Annotated in this window: 24 protein-coding genes; 12 read left to right on the top strand and 12 right to left on the bottom strand. The window is 66.3% G+C overall.

Features of this window, described 5'->3' with window-relative positions:
- Positions 1 to 29 precede the first annotated feature (29 nt).
- Positions 30 to 416, top strand: a complete 387-nt coding sequence (locus tag IB261_RS12165) for a hypothetical protein (RefSeq protein ID WP_081516786.1) — start codon at positions 30 to 32, stop codon at positions 414 to 416.
- 48 nt (positions 417 to 464) lie between these two features.
- On the opposite strand, the gene IB261_RS12160 is transcribed toward IB261_RS12165, so the two are convergent.
- Positions 465 to 1337 (bottom strand): LysR family transcriptional regulator, encoded by an 873-nt coding sequence (locus tag IB261_RS12160; protein WP_192382988.1) that lies wholly within the window; start codon positions 1335 to 1337, stop codon positions 465 to 467.
- A 108-nt stretch (positions 1338 to 1445) separates the two neighbouring features.
- On the opposite strand from IB261_RS12160, the gene IB261_RS12155 reads away from it, so the two are divergent.
- The 7 genes from IB261_RS12155 (at position 1446) to IB261_RS12125 (ending at position 5368) form a co-directional block, all read left to right on the top strand.
- Positions 1446 to 2192 carry a CTP synthase C-terminal region-related (seleno)protein gene (locus tag IB261_RS12155; protein ID WP_192382989.1) on the top strand — a complete coding sequence of 249 codons (747 nt, stop codon included), beginning with the start codon at positions 1446 to 1448 and terminating at the stop codon, positions 2190 to 2192.
- Positions 2189 to 2512: an antibiotic biosynthesis monooxygenase family protein gene (locus tag IB261_RS12150; RefSeq protein ID WP_081516783.1), complete on the top strand. Its 324-nt coding sequence runs from the start codon at positions 2189 to 2191 to the stop codon at positions 2510 to 2512. The genes IB261_RS12155 and IB261_RS12150 overlap by 4 nt, the downstream gene beginning before the upstream one ends.
- 92 nt (positions 2513 to 2604) lie before the next feature.
- Positions 2605 to 3066: a hypothetical protein gene (locus tag IB261_RS12145; protein WP_081516782.1), complete on the top strand. Its 462-nt coding sequence runs from the start codon at positions 2605 to 2607 to the stop codon at positions 3064 to 3066.
- A 20-nt stretch (positions 3067 to 3086) separates the two neighbouring features.
- On the top strand, positions 3087 to 3512 hold the full coding sequence (locus IB261_RS12140) for a VOC family protein (RefSeq protein WP_192382990.1): 426 nt from the start codon (positions 3087 to 3089) through the stop codon (positions 3510 to 3512).
- 126 nt (positions 3513 to 3638) lie between these two features.
- The gene (locus IB261_RS12135; RefSeq protein WP_318653076.1) at positions 3639 to 4301 is read left to right on the top strand and encodes a C40 family peptidase; all 663 of its coding nucleotides are present in this window, start codon (positions 3639 to 3641) and stop codon (positions 4299 to 4301) included.
- A 146-nt stretch (positions 4302 to 4447) separates the two neighbouring features.
- Positions 4448 to 5047 carry a C40 family peptidase gene (locus tag IB261_RS12130; protein ID WP_192382991.1) on the top strand — a complete coding sequence of 200 codons (600 nt, stop codon included), beginning with the start codon at positions 4448 to 4450 and terminating at the stop codon, positions 5045 to 5047.
- 27 nt (positions 5048 to 5074) lie between these two features.
- A complete protein-coding gene (locus IB261_RS12125) occupies positions 5075 to 5368 on the top strand; it encodes a hypothetical protein (protein WP_192382992.1) in 294 nt (97 codons plus the stop codon).
- Positions 5369 to 5375: 7 nt separating this feature from the next.
- On the opposite strand, the gene IB261_RS12120 is transcribed toward IB261_RS12125, so the two are convergent.
- The 10 genes from IB261_RS12120 to IB261_RS12075 form a co-directional block, all read right to left on the bottom strand.
- A complete protein-coding gene (locus IB261_RS12120; protein WP_081516778.1) occupies positions 5376 to 6851 on the bottom strand; it encodes an efflux transporter outer membrane subunit in 1476 nt (491 codons plus the stop codon).
- Positions 6848 to 9964: a multidrug efflux RND transporter permease subunit gene (locus IB261_RS12115; protein ID WP_081516777.1), complete on the bottom strand. Its 3117-nt coding sequence runs from the start codon at positions 9962 to 9964 to the stop codon at positions 6848 to 6850. The genes IB261_RS12120 and IB261_RS12115 overlap by 4 nt, the downstream gene beginning before the upstream one ends.
- Entirely contained in the window at positions 9964 to 13086 is a 3123-nt protein-coding gene (locus IB261_RS12110; protein WP_081516776.1) for an MdtB/MuxB family multidrug efflux RND transporter permease subunit, read from the bottom strand. Before IB261_RS12110 ends, IB261_RS12115 begins: the two co-directional genes overlap by 1 nt.
- Positions 13083 to 14381 (bottom strand): MdtA/MuxA family multidrug efflux RND transporter periplasmic adaptor subunit, encoded by a 1299-nt coding sequence (locus IB261_RS12105; RefSeq protein WP_192382993.1) that lies wholly within the window; start codon positions 14379 to 14381, stop codon positions 13083 to 13085. Before IB261_RS12105 ends, IB261_RS12110 begins: the two co-directional genes overlap by 4 nt.
- Before the next feature lie 216 nt (positions 14382 to 14597).
- The gene (gene tpx, locus IB261_RS12100; protein ID WP_081516774.1) at positions 14598 to 15098 is read right to left on the bottom strand and encodes a thiol peroxidase; all 501 of its coding nucleotides are present in this window, start codon (positions 15096 to 15098) and stop codon (positions 14598 to 14600) included.
- 145 nt (positions 15099 to 15243) lie between these two features.
- Complete coding sequence (locus tag IB261_RS12095) at positions 15244 to 15528, bottom strand: hypothetical protein (protein WP_081516773.1); 285 nt, start codon at positions 15526 to 15528, stop codon at positions 15244 to 15246.
- Between the two features lie 145 nt (positions 15529 to 15673).
- Entirely contained in the window at positions 15674 to 16309 is a 636-nt protein-coding gene (locus IB261_RS12090; RefSeq protein WP_192382994.1) for a LysE family translocator, read from the bottom strand.
- 56 nt (positions 16310 to 16365) lie between these two features.
- Entirely contained in the window at positions 16366 to 16755 is a 390-nt protein-coding gene (locus IB261_RS12085; RefSeq protein WP_192382995.1) for a VOC family protein, read from the bottom strand.
- A gap of 28 nt (positions 16756 to 16783) precedes the next feature.
- Positions 16784 to 17284 (bottom strand): VOC family protein, encoded by a 501-nt coding sequence (locus IB261_RS12080; protein WP_081516771.1) that lies wholly within the window; start codon positions 17282 to 17284, stop codon positions 16784 to 16786.
- 302 nt (positions 17285 to 17586) lie between these two features.
- Positions 17587 to 19788 (bottom strand): OsmC domain/YcaO domain-containing protein, encoded by a 2202-nt coding sequence (locus tag IB261_RS12075; RefSeq protein WP_192382996.1) that lies wholly within the window; start codon positions 19786 to 19788, stop codon positions 17587 to 17589.
- Between the two features lie 161 nt (positions 19789 to 19949).
- Between IB261_RS12075 and IB261_RS12070 the strand changes: the two genes are divergently transcribed.
- Positions 19950 to 21185, top strand: a complete 1236-nt coding sequence (locus IB261_RS12070; RefSeq protein WP_225606125.1) for a BaiN/RdsA family NAD(P)/FAD-dependent oxidoreductase — start codon at positions 19950 to 19952, stop codon at positions 21183 to 21185.
- A 309-nt stretch (positions 21186 to 21494) separates the two neighbouring features.
- Positions 21495 to 22136, top strand: a complete 642-nt coding sequence (locus IB261_RS12065) for an HD domain-containing protein (RefSeq protein WP_192382998.1) — start codon at positions 21495 to 21497, stop codon at positions 22134 to 22136.
- Here the strand turns inward: IB261_RS12065 and IB261_RS12060 are convergent.
- Positions 22133 to 23056, bottom strand: coding sequence for a LysR family transcriptional regulator (locus IB261_RS12060; protein ID WP_081516767.1), 924 nt, complete (start codon positions 23054 to 23056; stop codon positions 22133 to 22135). The genes IB261_RS12065 and IB261_RS12060 overlap by 4 nt on opposite strands.
- A gap of 144 nt (positions 23057 to 23200) precedes the next feature.
- Here IB261_RS12060 and IB261_RS12055 point away from each other — a divergent pair, with 144 nt between their 5' ends.
- Together IB261_RS12055 and IB261_RS12050 are read left to right on the top strand one after the other, a co-directional pair.
- On the top strand, positions 23201 to 23959 hold the full coding sequence (locus IB261_RS12055) for an SDR family NAD(P)-dependent oxidoreductase (RefSeq protein WP_192382999.1): 759 nt from the start codon (positions 23201 to 23203) through the stop codon (positions 23957 to 23959).
- A gap of 413 nt (positions 23960 to 24372) precedes the next feature.
- On the top strand, positions 24373 to 25119 hold the full coding sequence (locus IB261_RS12050) for a gluconate 2-dehydrogenase subunit 3 family protein (protein WP_192383000.1): 747 nt from the start codon (positions 24373 to 24375) through the stop codon (positions 25117 to 25119).
- The last annotated feature ends 6 nt before the right edge of the window (positions 25120 to 25125 follow it).

The raw sequence follows: 25125 nt of genomic DNA, 5'->3' as shown, positions 1-25125 counted from the left end.
TCCTCGCCGGGTTCCTCAGGAGGTGCATCATGCTTCACCGTCTCCCCCAGATCGCCCTGCTCTGCGCCGGCCTTGCCCTCGCCGGCCAGGCCGCGGCCAACAGCAACACCGATGCCGCGGCAATCGGCGCGGTGGTCGGCGCCGTTGTCGGGGGTGCCGTGGTCGCCGGCTCGCAACCCGCGCCGGCGCCCTATTACGCTCCGCCGCCCCCGGTCGCCTATTACCCGCCGCCACCGGTGTACTACCAGCCGGCGCCGGTCTACCAGCCCGTGTATCAACCGGTGTACCAGCCGGTCTACCGCCCGGTCGTGGTGGTACCCGGCCCGCGTTACTACGGCCCGCCCCGCTACTATGGTCCGCCACGCTATTACGGCCCCGGCTACTACGGCCCGCCGGGGCACTACCGCCACTGGTAGGTACAGCTACAGACCAAAGACCCCGCTTCCCTGGCGGGGTCTTTTCATTCAGGCCGGCAGACGAATGCTCCCGGCCAGTTCCTCGAACAGCGTCACCACCGCCCGCAGCGCCCGGCAGTCCGGCCGGGTCAGCAACCAGAGATGGATGCTGCAACCGGGCAGTTCCGGCTCCAGCACCTGCAGCCCGTCGTCCGGGCGCAGCAGGAACGCCGGCAGCGCAGCGAGCCCCAGCCCCGCGCGGCACAAATCGAGCACCGACAGCATGCTGTTGCAGCGGTAGGCCGGAAGTACCGTCGGGAACGCCTGGCGGCGCCAGGCGACGCTGGAGTGGTCGGGCAGAAAGTCGTCCGGGGCGATCCAGCTCATGTCCTGCCAGGGGCGTTCGCCCTGCTCGGCCAGGTAATCGCGATGGGCACAGAGGACGTAGTGCACCTCGCCCAGCTTGCGTCCGACAAGATGCTCCGGCGGCGCATTGGTCAGGCGCAGGGCGATGTCGGCGTCACGGCGGCTGAGGTTGGCGAAGGCGTTGGAGGTGGTCAGCTCCAGGTTCAGCGCCGGGTAGCGCTTCATGAAGCGCGCCAGGGCCGGCAGCAGCAGGCCTTGCAGCACGGTGTCGGAACAGGTCAGGCGCACGGTGCCGCTGAGCACGTCGTGGCCCTGCTCCAGGCCCAGGCGCGCCGCTTCAAGCGCCTGTTCGGCCAGTTCCGCCTGGGTCGCCAGTTGCTGCGCGGTGGCTGTCGCCAGGTAGCCGTTGCGGCCCTTTTCGAACAGCGCGGTGCCCAGTGCCTTCTCCAGCCGACGCACAGCACGGAATACGGTGGAGACGTCTACCTCGAGCAATTCCGCGGCGCGCGCAAGGCTGCCTCCGCGTACCAGCGCCAGCACCAGGGCCAGATCGGCGTATTCCAGACGGTATTGCATCGACGCACTCCAAGGTTGCGCAATTGCCCATTTTCGCTTGCGCCTGCGCAACTATAAATTGCCTCCCAGGGGCCCGCCAATGGGCCACGACGCCAGGGGGAACAAAAGATGGGGAAACGTCGTAAAGCACTGCGCATCGGCCTGATCGGCGACCGCGATAGCCGCGTCACCGCCCACTGGGCAATTCCCCTGGCCCTGCAGCAATCGCTGCTGCCACATTCAGGCACCTTGCGCGTGGACTGGCTGGACACCCCGCGCCTGGCACAGGGGCTGGACCTTGAGCCCTTCTCCGGCTTCTGGGCGATCCCCGGCAGCCCCTACCAGAACACCGAAGGCGCCTTGCGGGCGATCACCTTCGCCCGCGAGAACCAGGTGCCCTTCCTCGGCACCTGCGGCGGCTTCCAGCACGCCCTGCTGGAGCGCGCCCGCAACGTCCTCGGCTGGAGCGACGCGGCCCACGCCGAGACGGACCCGGAAGCGGCGCGCCCGGTGGTGCATGCCCTGCCCTGCTCACTGGTGGAAGTCAGCGAGACCATCCGCCTCACCGCCGGCTCGCACCTGGCGGCAATCTACGGCTTGCCGGATATCCGCGAGGGCTATCGCTGCAGCTACGGGGTGAACCCGCAGTTCCAGGACGAGCTGTTCGGCGGCTCGCTGCGCGCCTGTGCCCACGGCGAGGACGGCAGCATCCGCGCACTGGAAGCGACCGACCATCCGTTCTTCGTCGCCACCCTGTTCCAGCCCGAACGCAAGGCCCTCGCCGGCATCGCCGTGCCCCTGGCCGAAGCGTTCCTGTCCGCTGCCTTCCGCCATCAATCCAGTCAAGAGCCCACTCGCATCGGGAGTCCCGCATGATCGCCAGCACACCGCAACCGCCCTACTACGCCGTGACCTTCACCTCCTACCGCACCGAGCTGGACGAAGGCTATGGCGCCACCGCCGAACGCATGCTGGAACTGGCCGCGCAGCAGGACGGTTTCCTCGGCGTCGAGTCGGCCCGTGGCGCTGACGGCCTGGGGCTGACCGTGTCCTACTGGCGCGACGAGGCCGCCATCCGCCAGTGGAAGCAGCAGACCGAGCACCGCATGGCCCAGCAGGCCGGCCGCCGCGACTGGTACAGCGCCTTCCGCGTACGTATCAGCCGGGTCGAGCGCGAATACGGTTTCGAACGCTGAGCGACCCGTTCTGGCCCAGACACGACATGCCGGGTTCGATGCCCGGCGCACATCGTCTAGGCTGGTCCCCATTGAGCACGGGGGACCGACGCATGCACCGACAAGCCAGTGAACTGCAGGCCGCCTACCTGGGCGAAGTCCGCGGTGAAAACTTCTTCCTCGGCCTGGCCGAGCAACTGCCGGAGGGGGCATCCTCGATGCTCCTGCTGGCGCGACTGGAACGCCAGACTGGCCTGCGCATGGCGCGGCTGCTGCAGCGCCACGGCCTGCCGCTGGGCGACACCGCACACGCCGCCGCCCAAGGCCGCCAGCGCGCCGCCGACTGGCTCGGGCTCGACTGGCCGCAGACCCTGGAAAAACTCGAAGTGCTGGTGGAGCCCTACGTCCAGCGCTACGACAGCCTGGCCATCGAGGGCGACGACGATGACCGCGACATCCTCGACGACCTCGCCGAGCATGAACACGCCCTGCTGGACTTCACCCGCCTCGCCCGCGAGGGCCAGATGAGCGCGGCCAAGGCCACCATCAGCCGCCTGCTGGCCGTACCGGCCTGAACCTGACAGGGAGCACGTCCATGGCGCTATCGCCCTTCCACCTGGCCATTCCCGTTTACGACCTCGCCCTGGCCCGGCGTTTCTACGGCGAGGTGTTCGGCCTCGCCGAGGGCCGCAGCAGCGCCCAGTGGGTAGACTTCGATTTCTTCGGCCACCAACTGGTGATCCACGAGCACCCGCGCACTGCCAGCCAGGAGACGGCGCACACCAACGCCGTCGATGGCCATGACGTGCCGGTACCGCACTTCGGCGTGGTGCTGCCGTGGGAAGACTGGGAGCGCCTGGCGCAAAGGTTGCGCGAGCGTGGCACGCAGTTCGTCATCGAGCCCCATGTACGCTTCCAGGGCCAGGTGGGCGAACAGGCCACGCTGTTCCTCTTCGACCCCTGCGGCAACGCTTTGGAGTTCAAGGCCTTCAAGGACATCGGCCAGCTGTTCGCCCACTGAAGGCGGTGACCACTGATCCACGCATGGAATCCACCTTCAAGCCAACTAGAAAACTCCTACATAGATTTTCCCACTCACTTCCTAGGATGACGCCCGTCCCGATTTCTCACCGCGAGGTGATGCGACGTGCGCATCCGCTGCTGCCTTCCTCTCTACCTGGCCTTGGCACTCGCCGGCCCCGTGGCCCAGGCCGATGACTTCGACGCCCCGGCCTGGCGCCGCTTCGATGCGCCCCAGGCCTCGAACCTGGCGCTGGGCAGCGCACTCTCCGCCCCCCGCCGCGAAGGCCGGCCCAAATCCGAGGGACAAGCCACGGCGAAACCGGCCGAAGCCCTGAACGGCAGGCAGCGCTTCGCCATGCTCAAGCTCGAACGGTTGCGCAGGCAATTTGGGCAGCAGAGTCCGGTCGACACCGACCGCATCGTCGCCCGCGCTCACGAACTGATCGGCACACCCTACCGTTGGGGCGGCGAATCGGAGAAAGCCGGCTTCGATTGCAGCGGCCTGCTCGTCTACCTCTACAGCAGCATCGCCAAGCGACAACTGCCGCGCACCACCGGCCTGATGGTCGCGCAACAGCGCAACCTGGTTGCCCAGCGCGACCTGCAGCCCGGCGACGCAGTGTTCTTCAACCACAACGGTCGCGGCCGCACCAACCACGTGGGCCTGTACATCGGCGCGGGACGGTTCATTCACGCCCCCAGCACCGGCAAGACGATCCGCATCGACTCTCTGGACAACAGTTATTGGCAACGCCGCTACACCACAGCGCGGCGGTTCAGCGGCTGACCGCGCAAGAAGTACTTCAGGAGTCACCGCCACGATACAAATAGGAAAAATCCCACGCCTACGTGGCGTTAGTCCACGTTCCTGGCGGCGAGGAGATTCATACGATGACGCCCCGTTTTGCACGATAGCCATACGATGTACCCCAAATGCGTTTCCTCCCTACCCTGCTGGGCACAACTCTGCTGCTCTCCCTGACCATTACTCTCGCCCAAGCCCGCGAAGTGAAGCACACCTCCGCACACAAGACCGCATCCAGCGCGGTACGCCCTGCCCAGGTGAAGAAGGTGGTCATTCGCAAGAACGTCCGTCCGCACCGGGAACTGAAGCGACCGCTCCAGTCCAGCCTGCGCCGGGGGCAAAGGGCGACCAACTCCCGTGTGGTCAACCGCGCCCGCGAACTGATCGGCGTCCCCTATCGCTGGGGCGGCACCACGGTGGCCAGCGGCTTCGACTGCAGCGGCCTGCTGGTCTACCTGTTCCGCACAGAGGCCGGCATGCAGTTGCCGCGCACCACGGGCGAAATGATCGACAGCGGCAGCAAGCGCGTCGGCCTGGGCGAACTCAAGCCTGGCGATGCGGTGTTCTTCAATCGCAATGGTCGCGGCGATGTCAGCCATGTCGGGCTCTACATCGGCAACAACCAGTTCATCCACGCGCCGAGCTCGGGCGAGAGTATCCGCATGGACTCCTTGAGCGAAGGCTATTGGCAACGCAGCTTCACCACCGCCCGCCGCTTCAACGGCTGACTCCCTTCCCGCTATCGGAATCCGAAGATGCCCAGCCTGCTGGTCGAGATCGTGCGTTACACCGAAGAGTGTTTTCCTGGCTGGGCCGAATGCCGTCTGATCGATGCTGGCGGGCGTGACTGGCGTTTCCTCAAGCCACGTGCGCGCCTGCGTACCGCCCGCCAGGACGATCTCCTGCCTGCTGTGGGAAGGATCGATTGCGAGGTACTCGAGCGTCAGGAAGGCACCGTGCTGGTCAGCACGGCACTCCCACGTGGGATCAAGTCACTGGACGGGGAAAGCCACTTCCGCATTCCCCTCAGCGCCCTGATCGAGGACTGACGCGGGCTCAGTCCCGCGTCGCCTGCCCTTCCTCGGCGATCTTCGCCGCATCCCAACCGCCGCCCAGCGCGGCGATCAACTGCACGCTGGCAGTCAGCCGGCTGCCCGTCAGGGTCAACAACGTGCGCTCGTTGGACAGCGCGCTGGTCTGGGTGGTGACCACGTTGCTGTAGTCGATGGTGCCGGCCTTGTACTGGTTGGTGGTCAGGCGCAGCGCCTCGCGGGCGGAATCCAGCGCTTCCTGCTGCACGCCGCTTTCCTCTTCCAGCACCTTGAGCTGGACCATGTAGTCCTCGACCTCGCGGAAGCTGTCCAGCACGGTCTGCCGGTAGCTGGCCACGGTCTGGTCGTAGCTCGCCTCGGCCTGCTCGACCTGGGAGGCGATCAGCCCGCCGTCGAACAGGGTCATGGCGAACTGCGGGCCGATGGACCAGTAGCGGTTTGGCGTCTCGATCCAGTTCTGGAAGCTGCCGCTGCGGTAGCCACCGGCGGCGGTGAGGGTCAGGTCGGGAAACCAGGCGGCCTTGGCCACGCCGATCTTGGCGTTGGCGGAAATCACCTGGCGCTCGGCGGAAGCCACGTCCGGGCGGCGCTGGAGTATCTCCGACGGCAGCAACGCCGGCACTGCCGGCAGGTTCGGCACGCCGTCCACGGCAGCCAGGGAGAACTGCGCTGGCGGCACGCCGACCAGCACGGCGATGGCATGCTCCAGTTGCGCGCGCTGGTACTTCAGGTCGATGGCCTGGGCCTCGGTGCTTTTCAGCTGGGTGCGCGCCTGGGCGACATCGGCCTTGGTGACGATGCCGGCGTTGTACTGGTTCTCGGTGAGCTTGAGCGAGCGCTGATAGGCCGTGACCGTGTCGTTGAGCAGCTTGATCTGCTGGTCCATGACGCGCAGTTGCAGGTAGTTCTGGGTCAGCTGCGATTGCAGCGAAAGCCGCGAGTTGGCCAGGTCGGCCGCGCTGGCGTCCATGCTCGCGTTGTCGGCTTCCAGCTGGCGGCGCAGCTTGCCCCACAGGTCCAGCTCCCAGCTCACACCGAGACTCGCCGAGTAGCTGTTGCTGATCGAGCTGCTGCCGCCGCCACTGCTGACGGTGGAACCGTCCGGCAGGCGCACGCTGCCGCCGCTGCCGGTGCCTTGCCCGGAGCGGGTCTTGCCGACGTCGGCGCTGATCGTGGGGAAGAAGGAAGAGCGCGCACCCTTGGCCAGCGCCTGAGCCTGGCGATAGGACGCGAGCGACTGCGCCAGGGTCTGGTTGGCAGCCACCAGGCGGGTCTGCAGATCGTTCAGTGTGGCGTCGCCGTAAAGCTCCCACCAGGCGCCGTGGTTGAAGCCGTCCTGCGGCTTCGCCAGTTGCCAGCCCTCGCCCTCCTTGAAGCTGGCGGGCACCGTCAGCTCGGGGCGCTGGTAGTCCGGGCCGATGGCGCAACCGGCCAGGGCCACGGCCAACGCCAAGGGAAGAAGTGAACGGGAACGGATCATACGGGTGTCTCCAGGGCGCCGTCGGTGCGCACGCCGCGCTTCTTGTTGACCCAATGGCGCAGGCGGTCGAGGTAGAGGTAGACGACGGGGGTGGTGTACAGGGTCAGCAACTGGCTGCCGATCAGGCCGCCGACGATGGTCATGCCCAGCGGGCGACGCAGCGCGGCGTCGCCGCCGATGCCGAAGATCAATGGCAGCGCGCCGAGGATGGCGGCCAGGGTAGTCATCATGATCGGCCGGAAGCGCTTCATCGCCGCCTCCAGGATCGCGTCCCGAGGGGACAGGCCCTGGGTGCGTTCGGCGTCCAGGGCGAAGTCGATCATCATGATGGCGTTCTTCTTCACGATGCCGATCAGCAGGATCACCCCGATCAGCGCAATCAGCGACAGCTCGGTGCGGAACAGCATCAGCGTGAGCAGCGCGCCGACGCCCGCCGAAGGCAGCGTCGAGAGGATGGTCAGCGGGTGCACATAGCTCTCGTAGAGGATGCCCAGCACGATGTAGACCGACACCAGCGCCAGCAGGATCAGCCAGGGCATGTCGTTCTGCGTGTCCTGCACCGCGCCGGCGTTGCCTTCGAAGGTGGCCTGGATTTCCATCGGCAGGTGGATGGGTTCCACCGCCGCCAGGATCGCGTCGCGGGCCGGGCCGATCTGCGCGCCCTGGGCGAGGTTGAAGGAGAAGGTGGTGGCGGCGAACTGGCCCTGGTGGTTGACCTCCAGCGGCGCGCGACTCGGCTCGATATGCGTGAAGGCCGACAGCGGAATGCGCTGCCCTTCGCTGTTGATCACGTAGACCTGGCGCAGCTCCTCGGGCGTTTCCTGGTACGGCTGGGCGACTTCCATCACCACGTGGTACTGGTTCAGCGGGTTGAAGATGGTCGAGACCTGGCGCTGGCCGTAGGAGTTGTTCAGCACCGCGTCCACCTCGGCGACGTTCACCCCCAGGCTCGCCGCGCGGTCGCGGTCGATCACCAGGCGGCTCTGCACGCCCTTGTCCTGGGCATCGCTGTTCACGTCGACGATCTGCGGCACCTTGTTCATCGCCGCCTCGACCTTGGGCGCCCATTCGCGCAGCAGGTTGAGGTCATCGCTGCGCAAGGTGAAGTCGTACTGCGCGTTGCCCTGGCGGCCGCCGATGCGCACGTCCTGGCCGGCGACCAGGAACAGGTTGGCGCCAGGCACCTCCGCCAGCTTCTTGCGCAGGCGGTTGACGATGGTCTCGGCAGAGTCGCGTTCGGTGATGTCCTTCAGGGTGACGAAGAAGGAGCCGGTGTTGCTCGACTGCCACTTGCCGCCGCCGACAAAGCCCACCACGTTCTCCACGCCGGGGTCCTCGGAGAGGATCTTGCGGAACTGCGCCATCTTCTTGTCCAGCGCCTGGAACGAGATGCTCTGGTCGGCCACCGCGAAACCGCGCAGGCGCCCGGAATCCTGCTGCGGCAGGAAGCCCTTGGGCACCACCACGAACAGGTACAGGTTCAGCGCGATACAGCCGAGCATGATCATCACCATCAGCCGCGAGTGCTCCAGCGCCCAGCTCAGGCTGGCGCGGTAGCGCTGCATGAAGGCGACGAAATAGCGGTTGCTCTGGCGCTCCACCGAGGCCTTTTTCGGCCCGCGCTCGACCGGCTTGAGCAGGCGCGCGCAGAGCATCGGCGTCAGCGTCAGGGAGACCACCAGCGATACCAGGATGGCCGCCGCCAGGGTCACCGAGAACTCACGGAACAGCCGCCCGGTGATGCCGCCCATGAGCAGCAGCGGGATGAACACCGCCACCAGCGACAGGGTCATCGACAGCACGGTGAAACTCACTTCCCGCGCGCCGCGGATCGCCGCCTGGATCGGCGGGTCGCCTTCCTCGATGCGCCGGGCGATGTTCTCCACCACCACGATGGCGTCGTCCACCACGAAGCCGGTGGCGATGATCAGCGCCATCAGCGACAGGTTGTTCAGCGAGAAGCCGCACAGGTACATGACCGCGAAGGTGCCCACCAGCGACACCGGCACCGCGAGGCTGGGGATCAGCGTGGCGCGGCCGTTGCGCAGGAACAGGTAGACCACCAGGATCACCAGCACCACGGAGATGATCAGGGTCAGCTCAGCCTCCTCCAGCGAGGAGCGGATCGACGGGCTGCGGTCGTCCATCACCGACAGCTTCACCTGCGGGCCGAGCACGTCCTGGATGATCGGCAGCTGCTCGTGGATGGCGTCGGTGGCCTCGATGATGTTGGCGCCAGGCTGGCGGGTGATGATCAGCAGCACCGCCGGCAGGTCGTCGGAGAAGCCGGCGTTGCGCACGTCTTCCACCGAATCGGTGACCTTGGCCACGTCGCGCAGGCGCACCGCCGCACCGGTGTCGGCGTTGTAGTGGACGATCAGCGGGGCGTACTCGCTGGCCTTGCGCAGCTGGTCGTTGGAGTCCACCTGCCAGTGCCGCTCGCCGAACTCCAGCGAGCCCTTGGGCCCGTCGGCGTTGGTGTTGTTGATGGCGTTGCGCACCGTGTCCAGGGAAATGCCGTAGTGGCTGAGCTGGTCCGGATTCACGTCGACGCGAACCGCCGGCAGCGAGGAGCCGCCGATGCTCACCTGCCCCACGCCCTTCACCTGCGCCAGCTTGGGCGAGACGATGGTCGAGGCCAGGTCGTACATCTGCCCGCGGGTGTAGGTGTCCGAGGTCAGCGTGAGGATCATGATCGGCATGTCCGACGGGTTCGCCTTGCGGTACGTCGGGTTGTTCGGCATGCCCGAGGGCAGCAGGCTCATGGCCGCGTTGATCGCCGACTGCACCTCGCGCGCGGCGCCGTCGATGTCCTTGGACAGGTCGAACTGGATGATGATGGTGGTGTTGCCCAGGGAGCTGCTGGAGGTCATGTCGGTGACCCCGGCGATGCGCCCCAGCGAGCGCTCCAGCGGTGTTGCCACCGTGGAGGCCATGGTTTCCGGGCTGGCGCCGGGCAAGGAGGCCTGCACCAGGATGGTCGGGAAATCGACGTTGGGCAGCGGCGCCACCGGCAGCAGGCTGAACGACAGCGCACCGGCCAGCATCAGCGCCAGGGTCAGCAGGCAGGTGGCGACCGGGCGCAGGATGAACAGGCGAGACAGGCCGCCCATCAGCCACGCTCCGCCGGGTCGATGCTGTTCACGTCCAGGCCGTGGCGCTGCCGCCAGTTGGCCCAGCGCGTGGCCAGACGGTCGAAGTACAGGTAGATCACCGGCGTGGTGAACAGCGTCAGCAACTGGCTGACCAGCAGGCCGCCGACCATGGTGACGCCCAGCGGCTGGCGCAGCTCGGCGCCGGCGCCGCCGGCGAGCATCAGCGGCAGCGCGCCGAGCAACGCGGCCATGGTGGTCATCAGGATCGGCCGGAAGCGCAGCAGGCACGCCTGGTAGATCGCCTCATGGGGCGGTTTGCCCTCGTTGCGTTCGGCATCCAGGGCGAAGTCGATCATCATGATCGCGTTCTTCTTCACGATGCCGATCAGCAGGATGATGCCGATGATCGCCACGATGCCGATGTCCTGCCCCGAGAGCATCAGCGCCAGCAGCGCGCCCACGCCCGCCGAGGGCAGCGTGGAGAGGATGGTCACCGGGTGGATGAAGCTCTCGTAGAGGATGCCCAGCACGATGTACATGGTGACGATGGACGCCAGCACCAGCAGCAGGGTGTTGGACAGCGAAGCCTCGAAGGCCTGCGCCGCACCACGGAAGCTGCCCTGCAGGCTGACGGGCATTTCCATCTGCGCCTCGACATCGCGGATCGCCTGCACCGCCTCGCCGAGGGCGACGCCCTTGGCCAGGTTGAAGGAGATGGTCGCGGCCGGGAACTGGGCGATGTGGTTGACCGCCAGCAGGGTGTGGCGCTCCTCCACCTTCGCCAGGCTCGACAGGCGCACCTGGGTGCCGTCGCTGGATGGCACGTAGAGGTTCTCCAGCGACTGCGGGCCGATCTGGAATTCCGGCGCCACTTCCAGCACCACGCGGTACTGCGTGGCCTGGGTGAAGATGGTGGAGATCAGTCGCTGGCCGAAGGCGTTGTACAGCACGCTGTCGATGCTCGACAGGCTCACGCCCAGGCGCGAGGCGGTGTCGCGGTCGATGTTGATGTAGGCCTGCAGGCCCTTGTCCTGCCAGTCGGTGGCCACGTCGGCCAGCTCAGGCAGTTGTTGCAGGCGGTCCACCAGGCGCGGCACCCAGTCGGCGAGGACATCCGGGTCGGCATCCTGCAGGGTGAACTGGTACTGCGTGCGGGCGATACGGTCCTCGATGGTCAGGTCCTGCACCGGCTGCATGTACAACTTGATGCCGGCGATCTGGTCCAGCTCCGGCTGCAGGCGATGGATCACCTCGCTGGCGGTCACGTCACGCTCGGCGTGCGGCTTGAGGTTGATCAGCAGGCGCCCGGTGTTGAGGGTGGCGTTGGTGCCGTCGACGCCGATGAACGAGGACAGGCTGTCCACCGCCGGGTCCTTCAGCACGATCTTCGCCAGGTCCTGCTGGCGGCTGGCCATGGACTGGAAGGAGATCGACTGCGGCGCCTCGGCGATGCCCTGGATCACCCCGGTGTCCTGCACCGGGAAGAAGCCCTTGGGCATGAAGATGTACAGCAGCGCGGTGAGCACCACGGTGGCGATGGCCACCAGCAGGGTCAGCGGCTGATGGCGCAGCACCACGCGCAGGGCGGCGGCATAGCGCTCGATCATGTTGTCGATGAAGCGCCCGGCGGCGCGGGCGAAACGCCCTTCCTTCTCCGGCTCGACGTGGCGCAGCAGCTTGGCGCTGAGCATCGGCGTCAGGGTCAGGGAAACGAAACCGGAGATCAGGATCGCCACCGCCAGGGTGATGGCGAACTCACGGAACAACCGGCCGGCGACGTCACCCATGAACAGCAGCGGGATCAGCACGGCGATCAGCGAGAAGGTCAGCGAGATGATGGTGAAGCCGATCTGTTTCGAGCCCTTGAGCGCCGCTTCCAGCGGTTCGTCGCCCTGCTCCAGGTAACGCGCGATGTTCTCCACCATGACGATGGCGTCGTCCACCACGAAGCCGGTGGCGATGGTCAGCGCCATCAGCGTCAGGTTGTTGATCGAGAAGCCGGCGAGGTACATCACGCCGAAGGTGCCGATCAGCGACAGCGGTACGGCGAAGCTGGGGATCAGCGTCGCGGAAATATTGCGCAGGAACAGGAAGGTGACCATCACCACCAGGCAGACGGCGAGGAACAGCTCGAACTGCACGTCCGCCACCGAGGCGCGGATGGTCGTGGTGCGGTCGGTGAGCACCGTCACTTCCAGGCTGCCGGGCAGGGTCGCCTGTAGCTGCGGGAGCATCTTCTTGATGCTGTCGACCACCTCGATGACGTTGGCGCCCGGCTGGCGCTGGATGTTCAGCACCACGGCCGGCGAAGTGTTGGCCCAGGCGGCCAGGCGCACGTTCTCGGCGTCGTCTTCCACGCTGGCCACGTCGCGCACGCGCAGCGGCGAACCGTTCTTGTAGGCGATGATCAGGTCGCGGTAGGCGTCGGCGGACTTGAGCTGGTCGTTGGCGTCCAGGGTCGAGGAGCGGGTCGGGCCGTCGAAGCTGCCCTTGGGGCCGTTGAGGTTGTTGTTGGTGACGGTGGTCTGCAGGTCTTCCAGGCTCAGGCCGGCGGCCGCGAGGGCGCCGGGGTTGGCGCGAATGCGCACGGCCGGGCGCTGGCCGCCGCTGATGCTGACCAGCCCGACGCCGGAAATCTGCGAAATCTTCTGCGCAAGCCGCGTGTCCACCAGGTCCTGGATCTGCGGCAGCGGCATGTCCGGGGACATCACTGCCAGGGTCAGGATCGGCGCGTCCGCCGGGTTCACCTTGCTGTACACCGGCTGGTTCGGCAGGTCCTTGGGCAGCAGGCTCTGCGCCGTGTTGATCGCCGCCTGGACTTCCTGCTCGGCCACATCGAGGTTGATCTGCAGGCTGAACTGCAGGGTGATCACCGAGGCGCCGCCGGAGCTGGTGGAGGACATCTCGTTCAGGCCGGGAATCTGCCCCAGTTGGTTCTCCAGCGGTGCGGTCACCGAGGAGGTCATGATGTCCGGACTGGCGCCGGGGTACAGGGTCACCACCTGGATGGTCGGGTAGTCCACTTCCGGCAGCGCCGAGATCGGCAGGAAGCGGTAGGCGATGATCCCCGACAGCAGGATCGCCACCATCAGGAGCGTGGTGGCGACCGGCCGCAGGATGAACAGGCGCGACGGGTTCATTCGCTCTTACCGCTGTCCTGGACCGGAGTGTCCGAACCGAACGGCTTGGCGGTGGACTTGTCGCCCTCTTCAGTGGCGGCCGCGCGGGCCTTCTCGTCGGAGGTGGCGATGTTCATGCGGGTGCCGTCACGCAGGCGGTCGGTTCCTTCGACGACCACGCGGTCGCCTTCTTTCAGGCCCTCGGTGACGACCACTCGCTCGCTCTCGCTGGTGCCCAGGGTGACCAGCTGGCGCTTGGCCTTGCTCTCCTCGCCGACCAGGTACACGTAAGTGCCATCGTTGCCGCGCTGCACGGCGTTGGCCGGGATGGTCAGCACGCCCGGCAGGGTTTCGGCGAGCAGGCGCACGTTGACGAACTGGTTGGGGAACAGCTTGTGGTCGGCGTTCTCGAAGCCGGCCTTGAGCTTGACGGTGCCGGTGGTGGTATCGATCTGGTTGTCCAGGGTCTTCAGCACCCCGGTGGCCAGAGTCTGGTTCTGGTTGCGGTCCAGCGCCTCGACCGGCACCGGCTTGTTGCCATACAGCTCGCGGGCGATGGTGCCCAGTTGCTGCTGCGGCAGGCTGAACACCACGGAGATCGGCTTGACCTGGGTGATGACCACCAGCGGCGTGGTGTCGCCGGAGGTGACCAGGTTGCCCACGTCCACCTGGCGCAGGCCGACGCGGCCGGAGATGGGCGCGCGCACCTGGGTGAATTCGAGGTTGAGCTTGGCGTCGGCGACCTGGCCCTGGTTGGTCTTCAGGGTGCCTTCGAACTGGCGGACCTGGGCTTCCTGGGTGTCCAGGGTCTGCTTGGCGATGGAGTCCTCGGCGTACAGGCCCTTGTAGCGGGCCAGGTCGATTTGCGCGTTCTTCAGTTGCGCCTGGTTCTGCAGCAGGGTGCCCTGGGCCTGGTCCAGCGCGGCCTGGAACGGACGCGGGTCGATCACCGCGAGGACGTCGCCAGCCTTCACTTCCTGGCCTTCCTGGAACGGCACCTTGACAAGCTGACCGCTGACCCGCGCGCGGACATTGACGGTGTTGTAGGCCGTCACCGTGCCTAGCGCATGGTAGTGCACCGGCAGGTCGCCCTTGAGCACCGGCGCAACGCTGACGGTCACCGCCGTGCCGCCCTGCCCCGTGGCCATCTGCCCCGGCCCCGGTCGCCCGCCGCGCCCGCCCTGGGCTGCCGGCGTTCCCGAAGACGTCGAGTGCAGCCACATGATCAGCCCGACCACGGCGGCGAACAGCAGCGCGGTGATGAGCCAGGGGCGCAGGGTGCGAAGTTTCGAGGGCGATCCGTTGCTTGCAGTCATGGGACTCTGTCTTTTGAAAAGGGGGTTTGGCGCAAGGAAGTGAGAATACCGAGGCTGAACGATAAGCACAGCATGGCCGCAGGCAAAGTCTCTTTACCCGCTATTTACCTTTGATTTACCGGGAGTTACGAATTACCGGGGCATTGCGACCCGGAAATGGCGCGGGAGGTTCCGCGCCATTGGGGCCAGTCCTGATGGACCGGCCCGATCCTTCCATCAGGCCAGGGCGGCGATGGCGGCGGCGTAGTTCGGCTCGTCGGCGATCTCGCCTACCAGCTCGCTGTGCAGCACCTTGTTCTGCTCGTCCAGCACCACGACAGCACGGGCAGCCAGGCCGGCCAGCGGGCCGTCGGCGATGGCTACGCCGTAGTTGGCGAGGAACTCGCGGCCACGCAGGGTGGACAGGTTCACCACGTTCTCCAGGCCTTCGGCACCGCAGAAGCGCGCCTGGGCGAACGGCAGGTCGGCGGAAACGCACAGTACGACAGTGTTGGCCAGCTTGCTGGCTTCAGCGTTGAACTTGCGCACGGAGGTGGCGCAGGTCGGGGTGTCGACGCTGGGGAAGATGTTCAGCACCTTGCGCTTGCCGGCGTAGGTTTCCAGGGTGACGTCGGACAGGTTGCCGGCGACCAGCGACAGGGCCGGAGCCTGCTCGCCTTTCTGCGGCAGCTTGCCGTCGACGGAAACCGGGTTGCCCTTGAGGGTAACTTGAGCCATTGCTTGGGTCCTTCTGTGAGGGATGGCGGCGCTGGCGGGTTGCCAGCGCCGCAGGAGGATTCGGGGCCGGGGCAGATGCTAGCACGACTTTCCCGAGCTTAACGCTCGGGCATGCATCCGCTCGCTCCTCCTGCCCACGCCCGGCTCAGACGAACGGCTGGTCCTGGAACCCGCGCGGCAGGCGCTGGCTGCCCGGCATGGCGACGAGGCGTTTCTCCCAGAAGCTGCGCCAGTCGTTGTGCACGGCTTCGGCACGGGCCTTGCGCTGGGCGCGGCGGGCGGCGTTGCGCGCATCGCGGCGGGCTTCCTTATAGACCTCGGTGTTGCGGCAGCTGCGGCATTTCACCCGGTTCAGCTCGGTGGTGGATTCCAGGTGCTTGCCCGCATGTCCGCAGGCCAGGTGCCCCTTGACCTTGTAGTGAGTGACCATCGCAGATTCTCCCTGTCCGGCGAGCGCACCCTCGCCGCTTGGCGGTGCCACAGTCGGGCAATCGGTGCGTACCCGGTGACTGCGACGCTCAGGGAGTTGGACGAGCCGTCAGGGGCCGGGTTCGAATTTTCTCGTCAGGCACGCATCAGTGGCTTGCAACCATCCGCGCACCGAACAGCAGGTAGCAGCAGCCGGCGAAGCGGTCCAGCGCCCGGCGGAAGCGCCGGTACACGCCGGCCATGCGCTCGCTGGCAAACACCAGGACCACACAGCAGTACCAGCCCAGGGACAGAGTCACCATCAGCGCGATGGCCATGGCCAGAAGTGGCGCAGACGGTGAAGCCGGCATGGCAGTGGCGAACAGCGTGGCGACGAAGAGCGCGGTCTTGGGGTTGGTGAGGTTGCCCAGCAGGCCGAGGCGGAACGCCGAGAAGGCACTGCGCTGCCGGGTCACCTCGACAAGGCTCTCGCCGCCGTCGGCGGGCGCCTTGCGCTTGAGCAAACGGATGCCCAGGTAGATCAGGTAGGCGCCACCGGCGAGCTTGAATCCCAGGTACAGCGCGGGGGCAGCGCTGAACAACGATTTGATTCCCAGCCCACCGGCGAGCCCCCAGACCAGCGTGCCGCAGGCCACTCCCAACGCGGCGATGAACCCATGGCGGCGGGAGTGCACGGCGGCGATGCGCGCGGTGGTGAAGAAGTTCGGCCCCGGCGTGATGACCGCCACGATCCACAGCAGGGCAACGGAAAGCAGCGGTGCGATATAGCTGGCAGCGGTCATGGATCACTCTCGTTGCGCGGATGGCGAATGAGCATTCTAGCGCCCTTGAGCGGGTCTCATTCGTCCAGATGGCAGACGCAACACAGCTTGTTGCCGTCCAGGTCACGTACGTAGGCGCCGTAGTAAGTCGGTGAGTAGTTCAGGCGCAGGCCGGGCGGCCCCTCGTCGACGCCGCCCAGTTGCACGGCGCGGGCATGGAAGCTGTCGACCTGGTGCCGCGTGCGCGCCTCGAAGGCCACCAGGCTGCCATTGCCGATGCTGGCTGGCCGGCCGTCGATGGGCTGGTAGACGCAGAACACCACGTCGCTGTCCGGGTGGGCGAAGATCGCCCGCTCGGGCGCATGGCGATGCGCCTTGAGGACGATCCCCAGCGCGCCGAGCACCCTGCCGTAGAACTCGATGGCACGCGGCAGGTCGTTGGTGCCGACGGTGATATGGCTGAACATGCCGCGCGCCCTCCTCTGCCTGTGGGAATCAGTTGCCGGCGTGAGCGCGCTCGATGGCGGCCATGTCCAGCTTCTTCATGCCCATCACCGCCTGCAGTGTTCGGCTGGCCTTCGCCGGGTTCGGGTCGGCCACCATGTCGCCGACGTGGCGCGGGCAGATCTGCCAGGACACCCCATAGCGATCCTTCAGCCAACCGCAGACCTGCGCCTCCTCCGGGCCACCGGCGCCGAGCTTGTCCCAGAAGTGGTCGATCTCCTTCTGGCTGTCGCACATCACCTGCAGCGACAACGCCTCGGTGAAGTTGAAGGTCGGCCCGCCGTTCAGCGCGATGAAGGTCTGCCCGTCGAGGACGAACTCCACCGTCAGCACCGAGCCGGGCACGCCGCCGTGGCGGTCCTTCTCGGCCTCGGGGTAGTAGGCGGTCTGGACGATCCGCGAGTTGGGGAAGATGGCGACATAGAACTCGGCCGCTTCCTCGGCCTTGCCGTCGAACCACAGGCAGGGGGTGACGCGTTGCAGGCTGGACATGGTGAATCTCCTGATTCTCGCGCGGTCGGCTTGACCGGCATGCAGCTTGGTCGCCTGGGCGACGGCGGAATCGACAAGTCTAGGCGGACTTTCGCGCTTCACCGGACGACCGGTCGAGCGGCATGCAGGACTGCCAACCCAATGGCCAGACATGAAAAAGGGCACCCGAAGGTGCCCTTTCCGTGCAGTTCCGTAGGGCGCATAACCCGGAACGGGTTATCCGCCGTTTGCTCCGCGGCGGATAACGCTGCGCATTATTCGCCCTACGGACTCGCTGACTACGCGAAATCGACTTTGTCGGATCAGCGGCCCGCCACCGCCCTGGCCCGTGCCTGGTGCAGTTTCTTGTAGCTCTCGATCAGGCGCAGGTGCTTGTCCAGCCCCTCCAGCCTGGTGCTGGTCGGCGTCAGGCCGTAGAAGCGCACGCTGCCGTCCAGCGAGCCGAGCACCGCGTCCATGCGCTCGTTGCCGAACATGCGGCGGAAGTTGGCCTCGAAGTCGGCCATCTCCAGCTCCTCGTCCAGGTGCACTTCCAGGGCGGCGCTGAGCGCCTGGTAGAACAGCCCGCGCTCGACGGTGTTGTCGTTGTACTGGAGGTACATTTCCACCAGCTCCTTGGCCGTCTCGAAGCGCTTCGCCACGAGATTGATCAGCAACTTGAGCTCGAGGATGGTCAGTTGGCCCCAGACCGTGTTGTCGTCGAACTCGATGCCGATCAGCGTGGTGATGTCGGTGTACTCGTCCACCTCGCAGGCTTCCAGGCGCTTGAGCAGCGACTTGAGGCGGACGATGTTCAGGCTGTGCAGGTTGAGGATGTCCGCGCGGAACGCCAGCGCCTTGTTGGTGTTGTCCCAGATGAGGTCTTCCACCGGGTAGATTTCCGAGTAGCCCGGCACCAGGATGCGGCAGGCGGTGGCGCCCAGGTGCTCGTACACGGCCATGTAGACCTCCTTGCCCTGCTCCTCGAGGATGCCGAACAGGGTCTGCGCTTCCTGCACGTTGGAATCGTCACCGTGGCCGGAGAAGTCCCACTCGACGAACTCGTAATCGGCCTTGGAGCTGAAGAAGCGCCACGACACCACGCCGCTGGAGTCGATGAAGTGCTCGACGAAGTTGTTCGGCTCGGTCAGCGCCTGGCTTTCGAAGGTCGGCCGCGGCAGGTCGTTGAGGCCTTCGAAGCTGCGGCCCTGGAGCAGCTCGGTGAGGCTGCGCTCCAGTGCTACCTCGAAGCTGGGGTGCGCGCCGAAGGAGGCGAACACGCCGCCGGTGCGCGGGTTCATCAGGGTCACGCACATCACCGGGAACTCGCCGCCCAGGGAGGCATCCTTGACCAGCACCGGGAAGCCCTGCTCCTCCAGGCCCTTGATGCCGGCGACAATGCCCGGGTACTTGGCCAGCACGTCCTGTGGCACGTCCGGCAACGCCAGTTCGCCTTCGAGGATTTCGCGCTTCACCGCGCGCTCGAAGATTTCCGACAGGCACTGCACCTGCGCTTCGGCCAGCGTGTTGCCGGCGCTCATGCCGTTGGACAGGTAGAGGTTCTCGATCAGGTTGGACGGGAAGTACACCGTCTCGCCGTCGGACTGGCGCACGAACGGCAGCGAGCAGATGCCGCGCTCGGTATTGCCCGAGTTGGTGTCGTAGAGGTGCGAGCCACGCAGCTCACCGTCCGGGTTGTAGACCTCCAGGCAGTGCTCGTCGAGGATTTCTTCCGGCAGCTCGTCTTTCGCGCCCGGCTTGAACCAGCGCTCGTCGGGGTAATGCACGAACGGCGCGTTGGCAATCTCCTCGCCCCAGTACTGGTCGTTGTAGAAGAAGTTGCAGTTCAGCCGCTCGATGAACTCGCCCAGCGCCGAGGCCAACGCGCTTTCCTTGGTGGCGCCCTTGCCGTTGGTGAAGCACATCGGCGACTGCGCGTCGCGGATGTGCAGCGACCAGACGTTGGGCACGATGTTGCGCCAGGATGCGATCTCGATCTTCATGCCCAGGCCGGCGAGGATTTCCGACATGTTGGCGATGGTCTGTTCCAGCGGCAGGTCCTTGCCCTGGATATAGGTGCTGGCGCCGGCGGCGGTGCTCGGCATCAGCAGCGCCTGGGCGTCGGCGTCGAGGTTCTCGACTTGCTCGATGACGAAGTCCGGGCCGGTCTGCACCACCTTCTTCACCGTGCAGCGGTCGATGGAGCGCAGGATGCCCTGGCGGTCCTTCTCGGAGATGTCCGCCGGCAGTTCCACCTGGATCTTGAAGATCTGCTTGTAGCGGTTCTCCGGGTCGACGATGTTGTTCTGCGACAGGCGGATATTGTCCGTGGGAATGTCGCGGGTCTGGCAGTAGAGCTTGACGAAGTAAGCCGCGCACAGCGCCGAGGAAGCCAGGAAGTAATCGAACGGCCCCGGTGCCGAACCGTCGCCCTTGTAGCGGATGGGCTGGTCGGCAATCACCGTGAAGTCGTCGAACTTGGCTTCGAGTCGGAGGTTGTCGAGAAAATTGACCTTGATTTCCATGCGGGCATTACCACGAAAAAGTAGAAAGCGAACTGCCGCGCATTATCCGGACAAAAGCGCCGCGGGGATATCCCGACGTGCCCGGCGCCGGTCGGGAAGCGTGCTTGCACAATCGACACGTGGTCGGCTACAGGCAGCCCGCACGGCGCCCTTGGGGTAAGATGCGCGGCTTTTGCGTCGCCCAGGCGCTCGTCCACGAGGAATCCACCGTGCTCAGATCCCAGGTCATCATCATCGGCGCCGGCGCCGCGGGACTGATGTGCGCCATGAGCGCCGCCGCGCGCGGTCGCCAGGTCCTGCTGATCGACCACGCCAACAAGGCCGGCAAGAAGATCCTCATGTCCGGTGGCGGGCGCTGCAACTTCACCAACATGTACTGCGAGCCGGTCAACTTCCTCTCGCAGAACCCGCACTTCTGCAAGTCCGCGCTGGCGCGTTTCACCCAGTGGGACTTCATCGCCCTGGTGGCCAAGCACGGCGTGCCCTACCACGAGAAGAAGCTCGGCCAGCTGTTCTGCGATAACAAGTCCAGCGACATCCTCGGCCTGCTGCTGGACGAGTGCGAGCAGGCCGGCGTCGACCTGCGCCTGGACACCTCGGTGAGCGAGATCGCCCGTCTCGACGAAGGCGACTACCAACTGCAGACCAGCCTCGGCCTGGTGCGCTGCGAATCCCTGGTGATCGCCACCGGCGGCCTGTCGATCCCGACCTTGGGCGCCACCGGCTTCGGCTACCAGGTCGCCCGCCAGTTCGGCCACAGCGTGCTGCCGACCCGCGCCGGCCTGGTGCCCTTCACCATTACCGATCCGCAGCTCAAGGCGCTGTGTACCGAGCTGTCCGGCACCTCGGTGGAGGACTGCCGGGTCAGCTGCAACGGCCAGAGCTTCGTCGAGAACATCCTGTTCACCCACCGCGGCCTCAGCGGCCCGGCGATCCTGCAGATTTCCTCCTACTGGCAGCCGGGCTACACCATCAGCATCGACCTGCTGCCGCGCATCGACCTGCCCGTCTGGCTCGTCGAGCAGCAGCGCGAGCGCCCCAACAGCGAGCTGAAGACGCTGCTGGGCGAGCTGTTCACCAAGAAGATGGCCGGCCTGCTGGCCGAGCAGTGGTTCGTCTCCAGACCGATGAAGCAGTACACGCCGGCCGAGCTGAAGGCGATCGCCGAGCGCCTGGGCGACTGGCAGCTGGTGCCGGCCGGCACCGAGGGCTACCGCACGGCGGAAGTGACCCTGGGCGGCGTCGACACCCGCGAGGTGTCGTCCAAGACCCTGGAGTCGCTGAAATCCCCCGGCCTGTACTTCGTCGGCGAAGTGCTGGACGTCACCGGCCACCTGGGCGGCTTCAACTTCCAGTGGGCCTGGGCCTCGGGCTATGCGGCGGCGCAGTTCGTCTAAGGCAGACGCCCCACGCCGAGGCTTTCGAACGGTAGGACCGTAGGGCGCATAACCCGGAACGGGTTATCCGCCGATTGCCTGGCGGCGGATAACGCTGGCGCGTTATCCGCCCTACGATCTTCGCTCTGCATCGGCGCTCCTGCAGGTGAGCTCGATTTCAGAGGTTTACAGGCTGCTGGCAGCAAAGGATGCACGGCTGTCCGGATTCGCTCCCTCGCCCTCGTTGTCCCTCGGGGGCCGCGGATTTCCAATGGCATGGAGCGCGACGCACCCCGCGCCGCGCGTAGAAATCCAGCCCAGGAGCCCGCCATGAGCCTCGACCTGAACGGCGTCAAAGTCCCCGACAGCGCCCTTGCCAAGGCCATCACCGAGATGGTCCGCGACAACGCCACCCCGCTGCTCTTCCACCATTCCTCGCGCGTCTACTACTGGGGCGCGCTGACCGGCGCGCGCAAGGAACTGAAGTTCGACGCCGAGCTGCTCTACGCCGGCGCGATGTTCCACGACATGGGCCTGATGCCGCGCTACTGCAGCCAGTGCGAACGCTTCGAAGTGGATGGCGCCGACTGCGCGGCAGAGTTCCTGCGCAGCCACGGCATCGCCGAGAGCGATATCGATACGGTGTGGACCGCCATCGCGCTGCACACCACGCCCGGTATCCCGCAGCACATGAAGCCGGAGATCGCGCTGGTCACCGCCGGGGTGGAAATGGACGTGCTGGGCATCGCCTACCCGCAGTTCAGCGACGCCCAGCGTGACGCCGTGGTCGCCGCCCATCCACGCGGCGGGCAGTTCAAGCAGGACATCCTGCAAGCCTTCTACGACGGCATCAAAGCCAAGCCGGAAACCACCTTCGGCAACGTCAAGGCCGACGTGCTGGCGATGAAGGATGCGGACTTCGTGCGCGGCAACTTCTGCGAAGTGATCCTGAATTCCGACTGGGCCAGCTAGGTCTTCACAGTCACGGGAGTACCCAGCACCCCGGGTTCGCCCAGCAACTGTGCCAGCCATTGCATGAACACCCGCACCCGCTGCGGCAGGCGGCGATGGGCGTAGAGCAGGGAGATTTCCATGGGCGGCAACGGGATGTGCTCCAGCACCGCCACCAGCCGCCCCGCTTCCAGGTCGTCCAGCACGCCATGGATCGGCACCTGGATGATCCCCAGCCCACCCATGGCCGCGCTTTCGTAGGCCTCGGCGTTGTTCACCGACAGCGCCCCGCCCATCGGCACGAAGCGCACCTCGCCATGGTGCAGGTACTCGAAGCCCGGCGGCCGCGCACCCAGCACCGTCACATAGTGGATCAGCTGGTGCCCGGCGAGGTCGTCCAGTGTCTGCGGCACGCCGTGTTCGGCGAGATAGGACGGGCTCGCGCAGGTCACCTGCGGAAACTGCCCGAGGCTGCGCGCCACCACCGATGGATCGCTCACCGAACCGACCCGCACCACGCAGTCGAAACCCTCGCGCACCAGGTCGACGCGGCGGTCGGTGCAGCTCACCTCCAGTTCCAGCGCCGGGTGCCGCGCGAGGAATTCGCCCAGGCGCGGCATCACCAGCTTGCGCGCCATCACCGTCGGCATGTCCACCCGCAGGCGGCCGCCGAGGGCTTCGTCGTCCTGTCGGAACAGGCCCTGCAATTCGTCCAGCTGGGCCAACATGTCCTTGCTGCGCTCATAGAGCACCAGGCCGTCCTGGGTTGCGGTAACGCGTCTTGTCGTGCGTTGCAGCAGGCGCGTGCCGAGCAGTTCCTCCAGCGCCTGGATGTGTTCGGACACGGTGGAGCGCGGCAGGCCGAGCTGCTCGCCGGCCTGGGTGAAGCTGGCCAGCTCGGTGACGCGGACGAAGGTGCGGAGCAGGTCGGGGCGGATCATGGGTGGCTCTCTGTGGAATGCACGGCTTATTGTTCGGCAATGTCGACCAGTATTTCCGATTCATGCCTGTTTATCACCAGCCAATCGAACAATAAGCTTTCCCTCAATCCCACCTGCTCTCCAAACCAGCACAGGAGCTTCGCCATGACCCGCAAGATCGCTCTCATCACCGGCGCCAGCCGTGGCCTTGGCCGCAACGCCGCCCTGCACCTCGCCGCTGCCGGCGTCGACATCATCGGCACCTACCGCAGCCAGGCTGACGAAGCCCACGCCGTCGCCACCGAGATCGAGCAGCACGGCGGTCGCGCGGTGATGCTGCAACTGGATGTCGCGGACAGCACCCGCTTCGCGGCCTTCGCGCAGCAGATCCGCACCACCCTGGGCGACACCTTCGGCCGGCAGGACTTCGACTTCCTGGTGAACAACGCCGGCATCGGCCTCTACGCCAGCTTCGCCGAGACCAGCGAAGAGATGTTCGATCAACTGATGAACATCCAGCTCAAGGGCCCGTTCTTCCTGACTCAGAAGCTGCTGCCACTGATCGCCGATGGCGGCCGCATCCTCAACGTCTCCAGCGGCCTGACGCGTTTCTCGCTGCCCGGCTACGCCGCCTACGCAACCATGAAAGGCGCCATGGAAACCCTCACCAAGTACCAGGCGAAGGAGCTGGGCGCACGCGGCATCGCCGTGAACATCCTCGCCCCGGGCGCCATCGAGACCGATTTCGGCGGCGGCCAGGTGCGCGACAACGCCGAGCTGAACAAGCAGATCGCCAGCAACACCGCCCTGGGCCGCGTCGGCCTGCCGGACGATATCGGCGCGGTGATCGCCACCCTGCTCTCCGACGGCGGCCGCTGGATCAACGGCCAGCGCGTGGAGGCTTCGGGCGGGATGTTCCTCTGAACCCCCGCAGCTGCGTGACCTTGGCGTAGGAGCGGACTGCGTCCGCGATCGGTCCGCATCGCACCGGGTCATCGCGGACAAAGTCCGCTCCTGCACACCCTGTTAGTCCGCGGCGCGTCTGGCCCGCGGATTTTCTCAAAATCCGCAACAAGCCTTTACCGCGAAAAAACCTGCAACATTTTGTTACGGCCTCTAGTCTAAAAACGCGCGTGGAAAAGACGAAGCGCCAATCCGGCACAGGCCAGGGACCATTTCCGGCCAGCCGATCGGCACAGTGCCCCCTTGCGGGCCGACTTCGCACCCCCGCTCCGCTCGACTGCCGCGGCACAGAGCGCACCACCGTGAACAGACCTGGCAAGACCCTTCCATTCCCCCTCGACAACGAGCGGACGGGTATTGCCTCAGGAGCCGAAATGACCGAACACCCCAAGGGCTTCACCCGGCGCCAGCTGTTGAAGTCGTCCGCCGCCTCGCTGGCCGTCGGCGCTGCCGCCAGCGCCCAGGCCACCACCGTGATCGGCACGCCGAAATGGCTGCCCTTCGACCACAACGGCCCGCTGCACTACGACAGCCCCGGCTGGCAGTTCTTCACCGCCGAGGAAGCCACCGAGGTGGAAGCGATAGTCGAACAGCTGATTCCCGCCGACGAGCTGAGCGTCAGCGGCAAGGACGCCGGCTGCGCGGTGTTCATCGACCGCCAGCTGGTCAGCGACTACGGCGACTTCGGTCGCCTGTACATGCAAGGCCCTTTCACGCCGGGCACTCCGGCCCAGGCCGATCAGTCGCCGCTGGTGCCGCGTGAGCGCTATCGCATCGGCCTCGCCGCGCTGGGCAAGTACTGCCAGGGCAAGTTCCAGAAGAACTTCAGCGCCCTGCCCGGCGAGCAGCGCGACCAGGTCCTGACTGACCTGGAAAAAGGCGCCATCACCCTCGAAGGCATCGACGCCAGACTGTTCTTCCAGCAGGTGCTGGACAACACCATGGAAGGTTTCTTCGCCGACCCGATCTATGGCGGCAACCGCGACATGGTGTCGTGGAAGATGCTCGGCTTCCCTGGCGCACGCTACGACTACCGCGACTACATCGCCCTGCACAACCAGAAGCTCGACCTCGTGCCGCTCTCCATCATCGGCAGCTCCGCCTGGACGAAAAAGGGATAACCACCG

The organism is Pseudomonas sp. PDM20 (assembly GCF_014852575.3).
GTDB lineage: Bacteria > Pseudomonadota > Gammaproteobacteria > Pseudomonadales > Pseudomonadaceae > Pseudomonas.
Note: the sequence above shows the minus strand (reverse complement) of the source record. Positions and strands in the feature narration are given on the sequence as shown.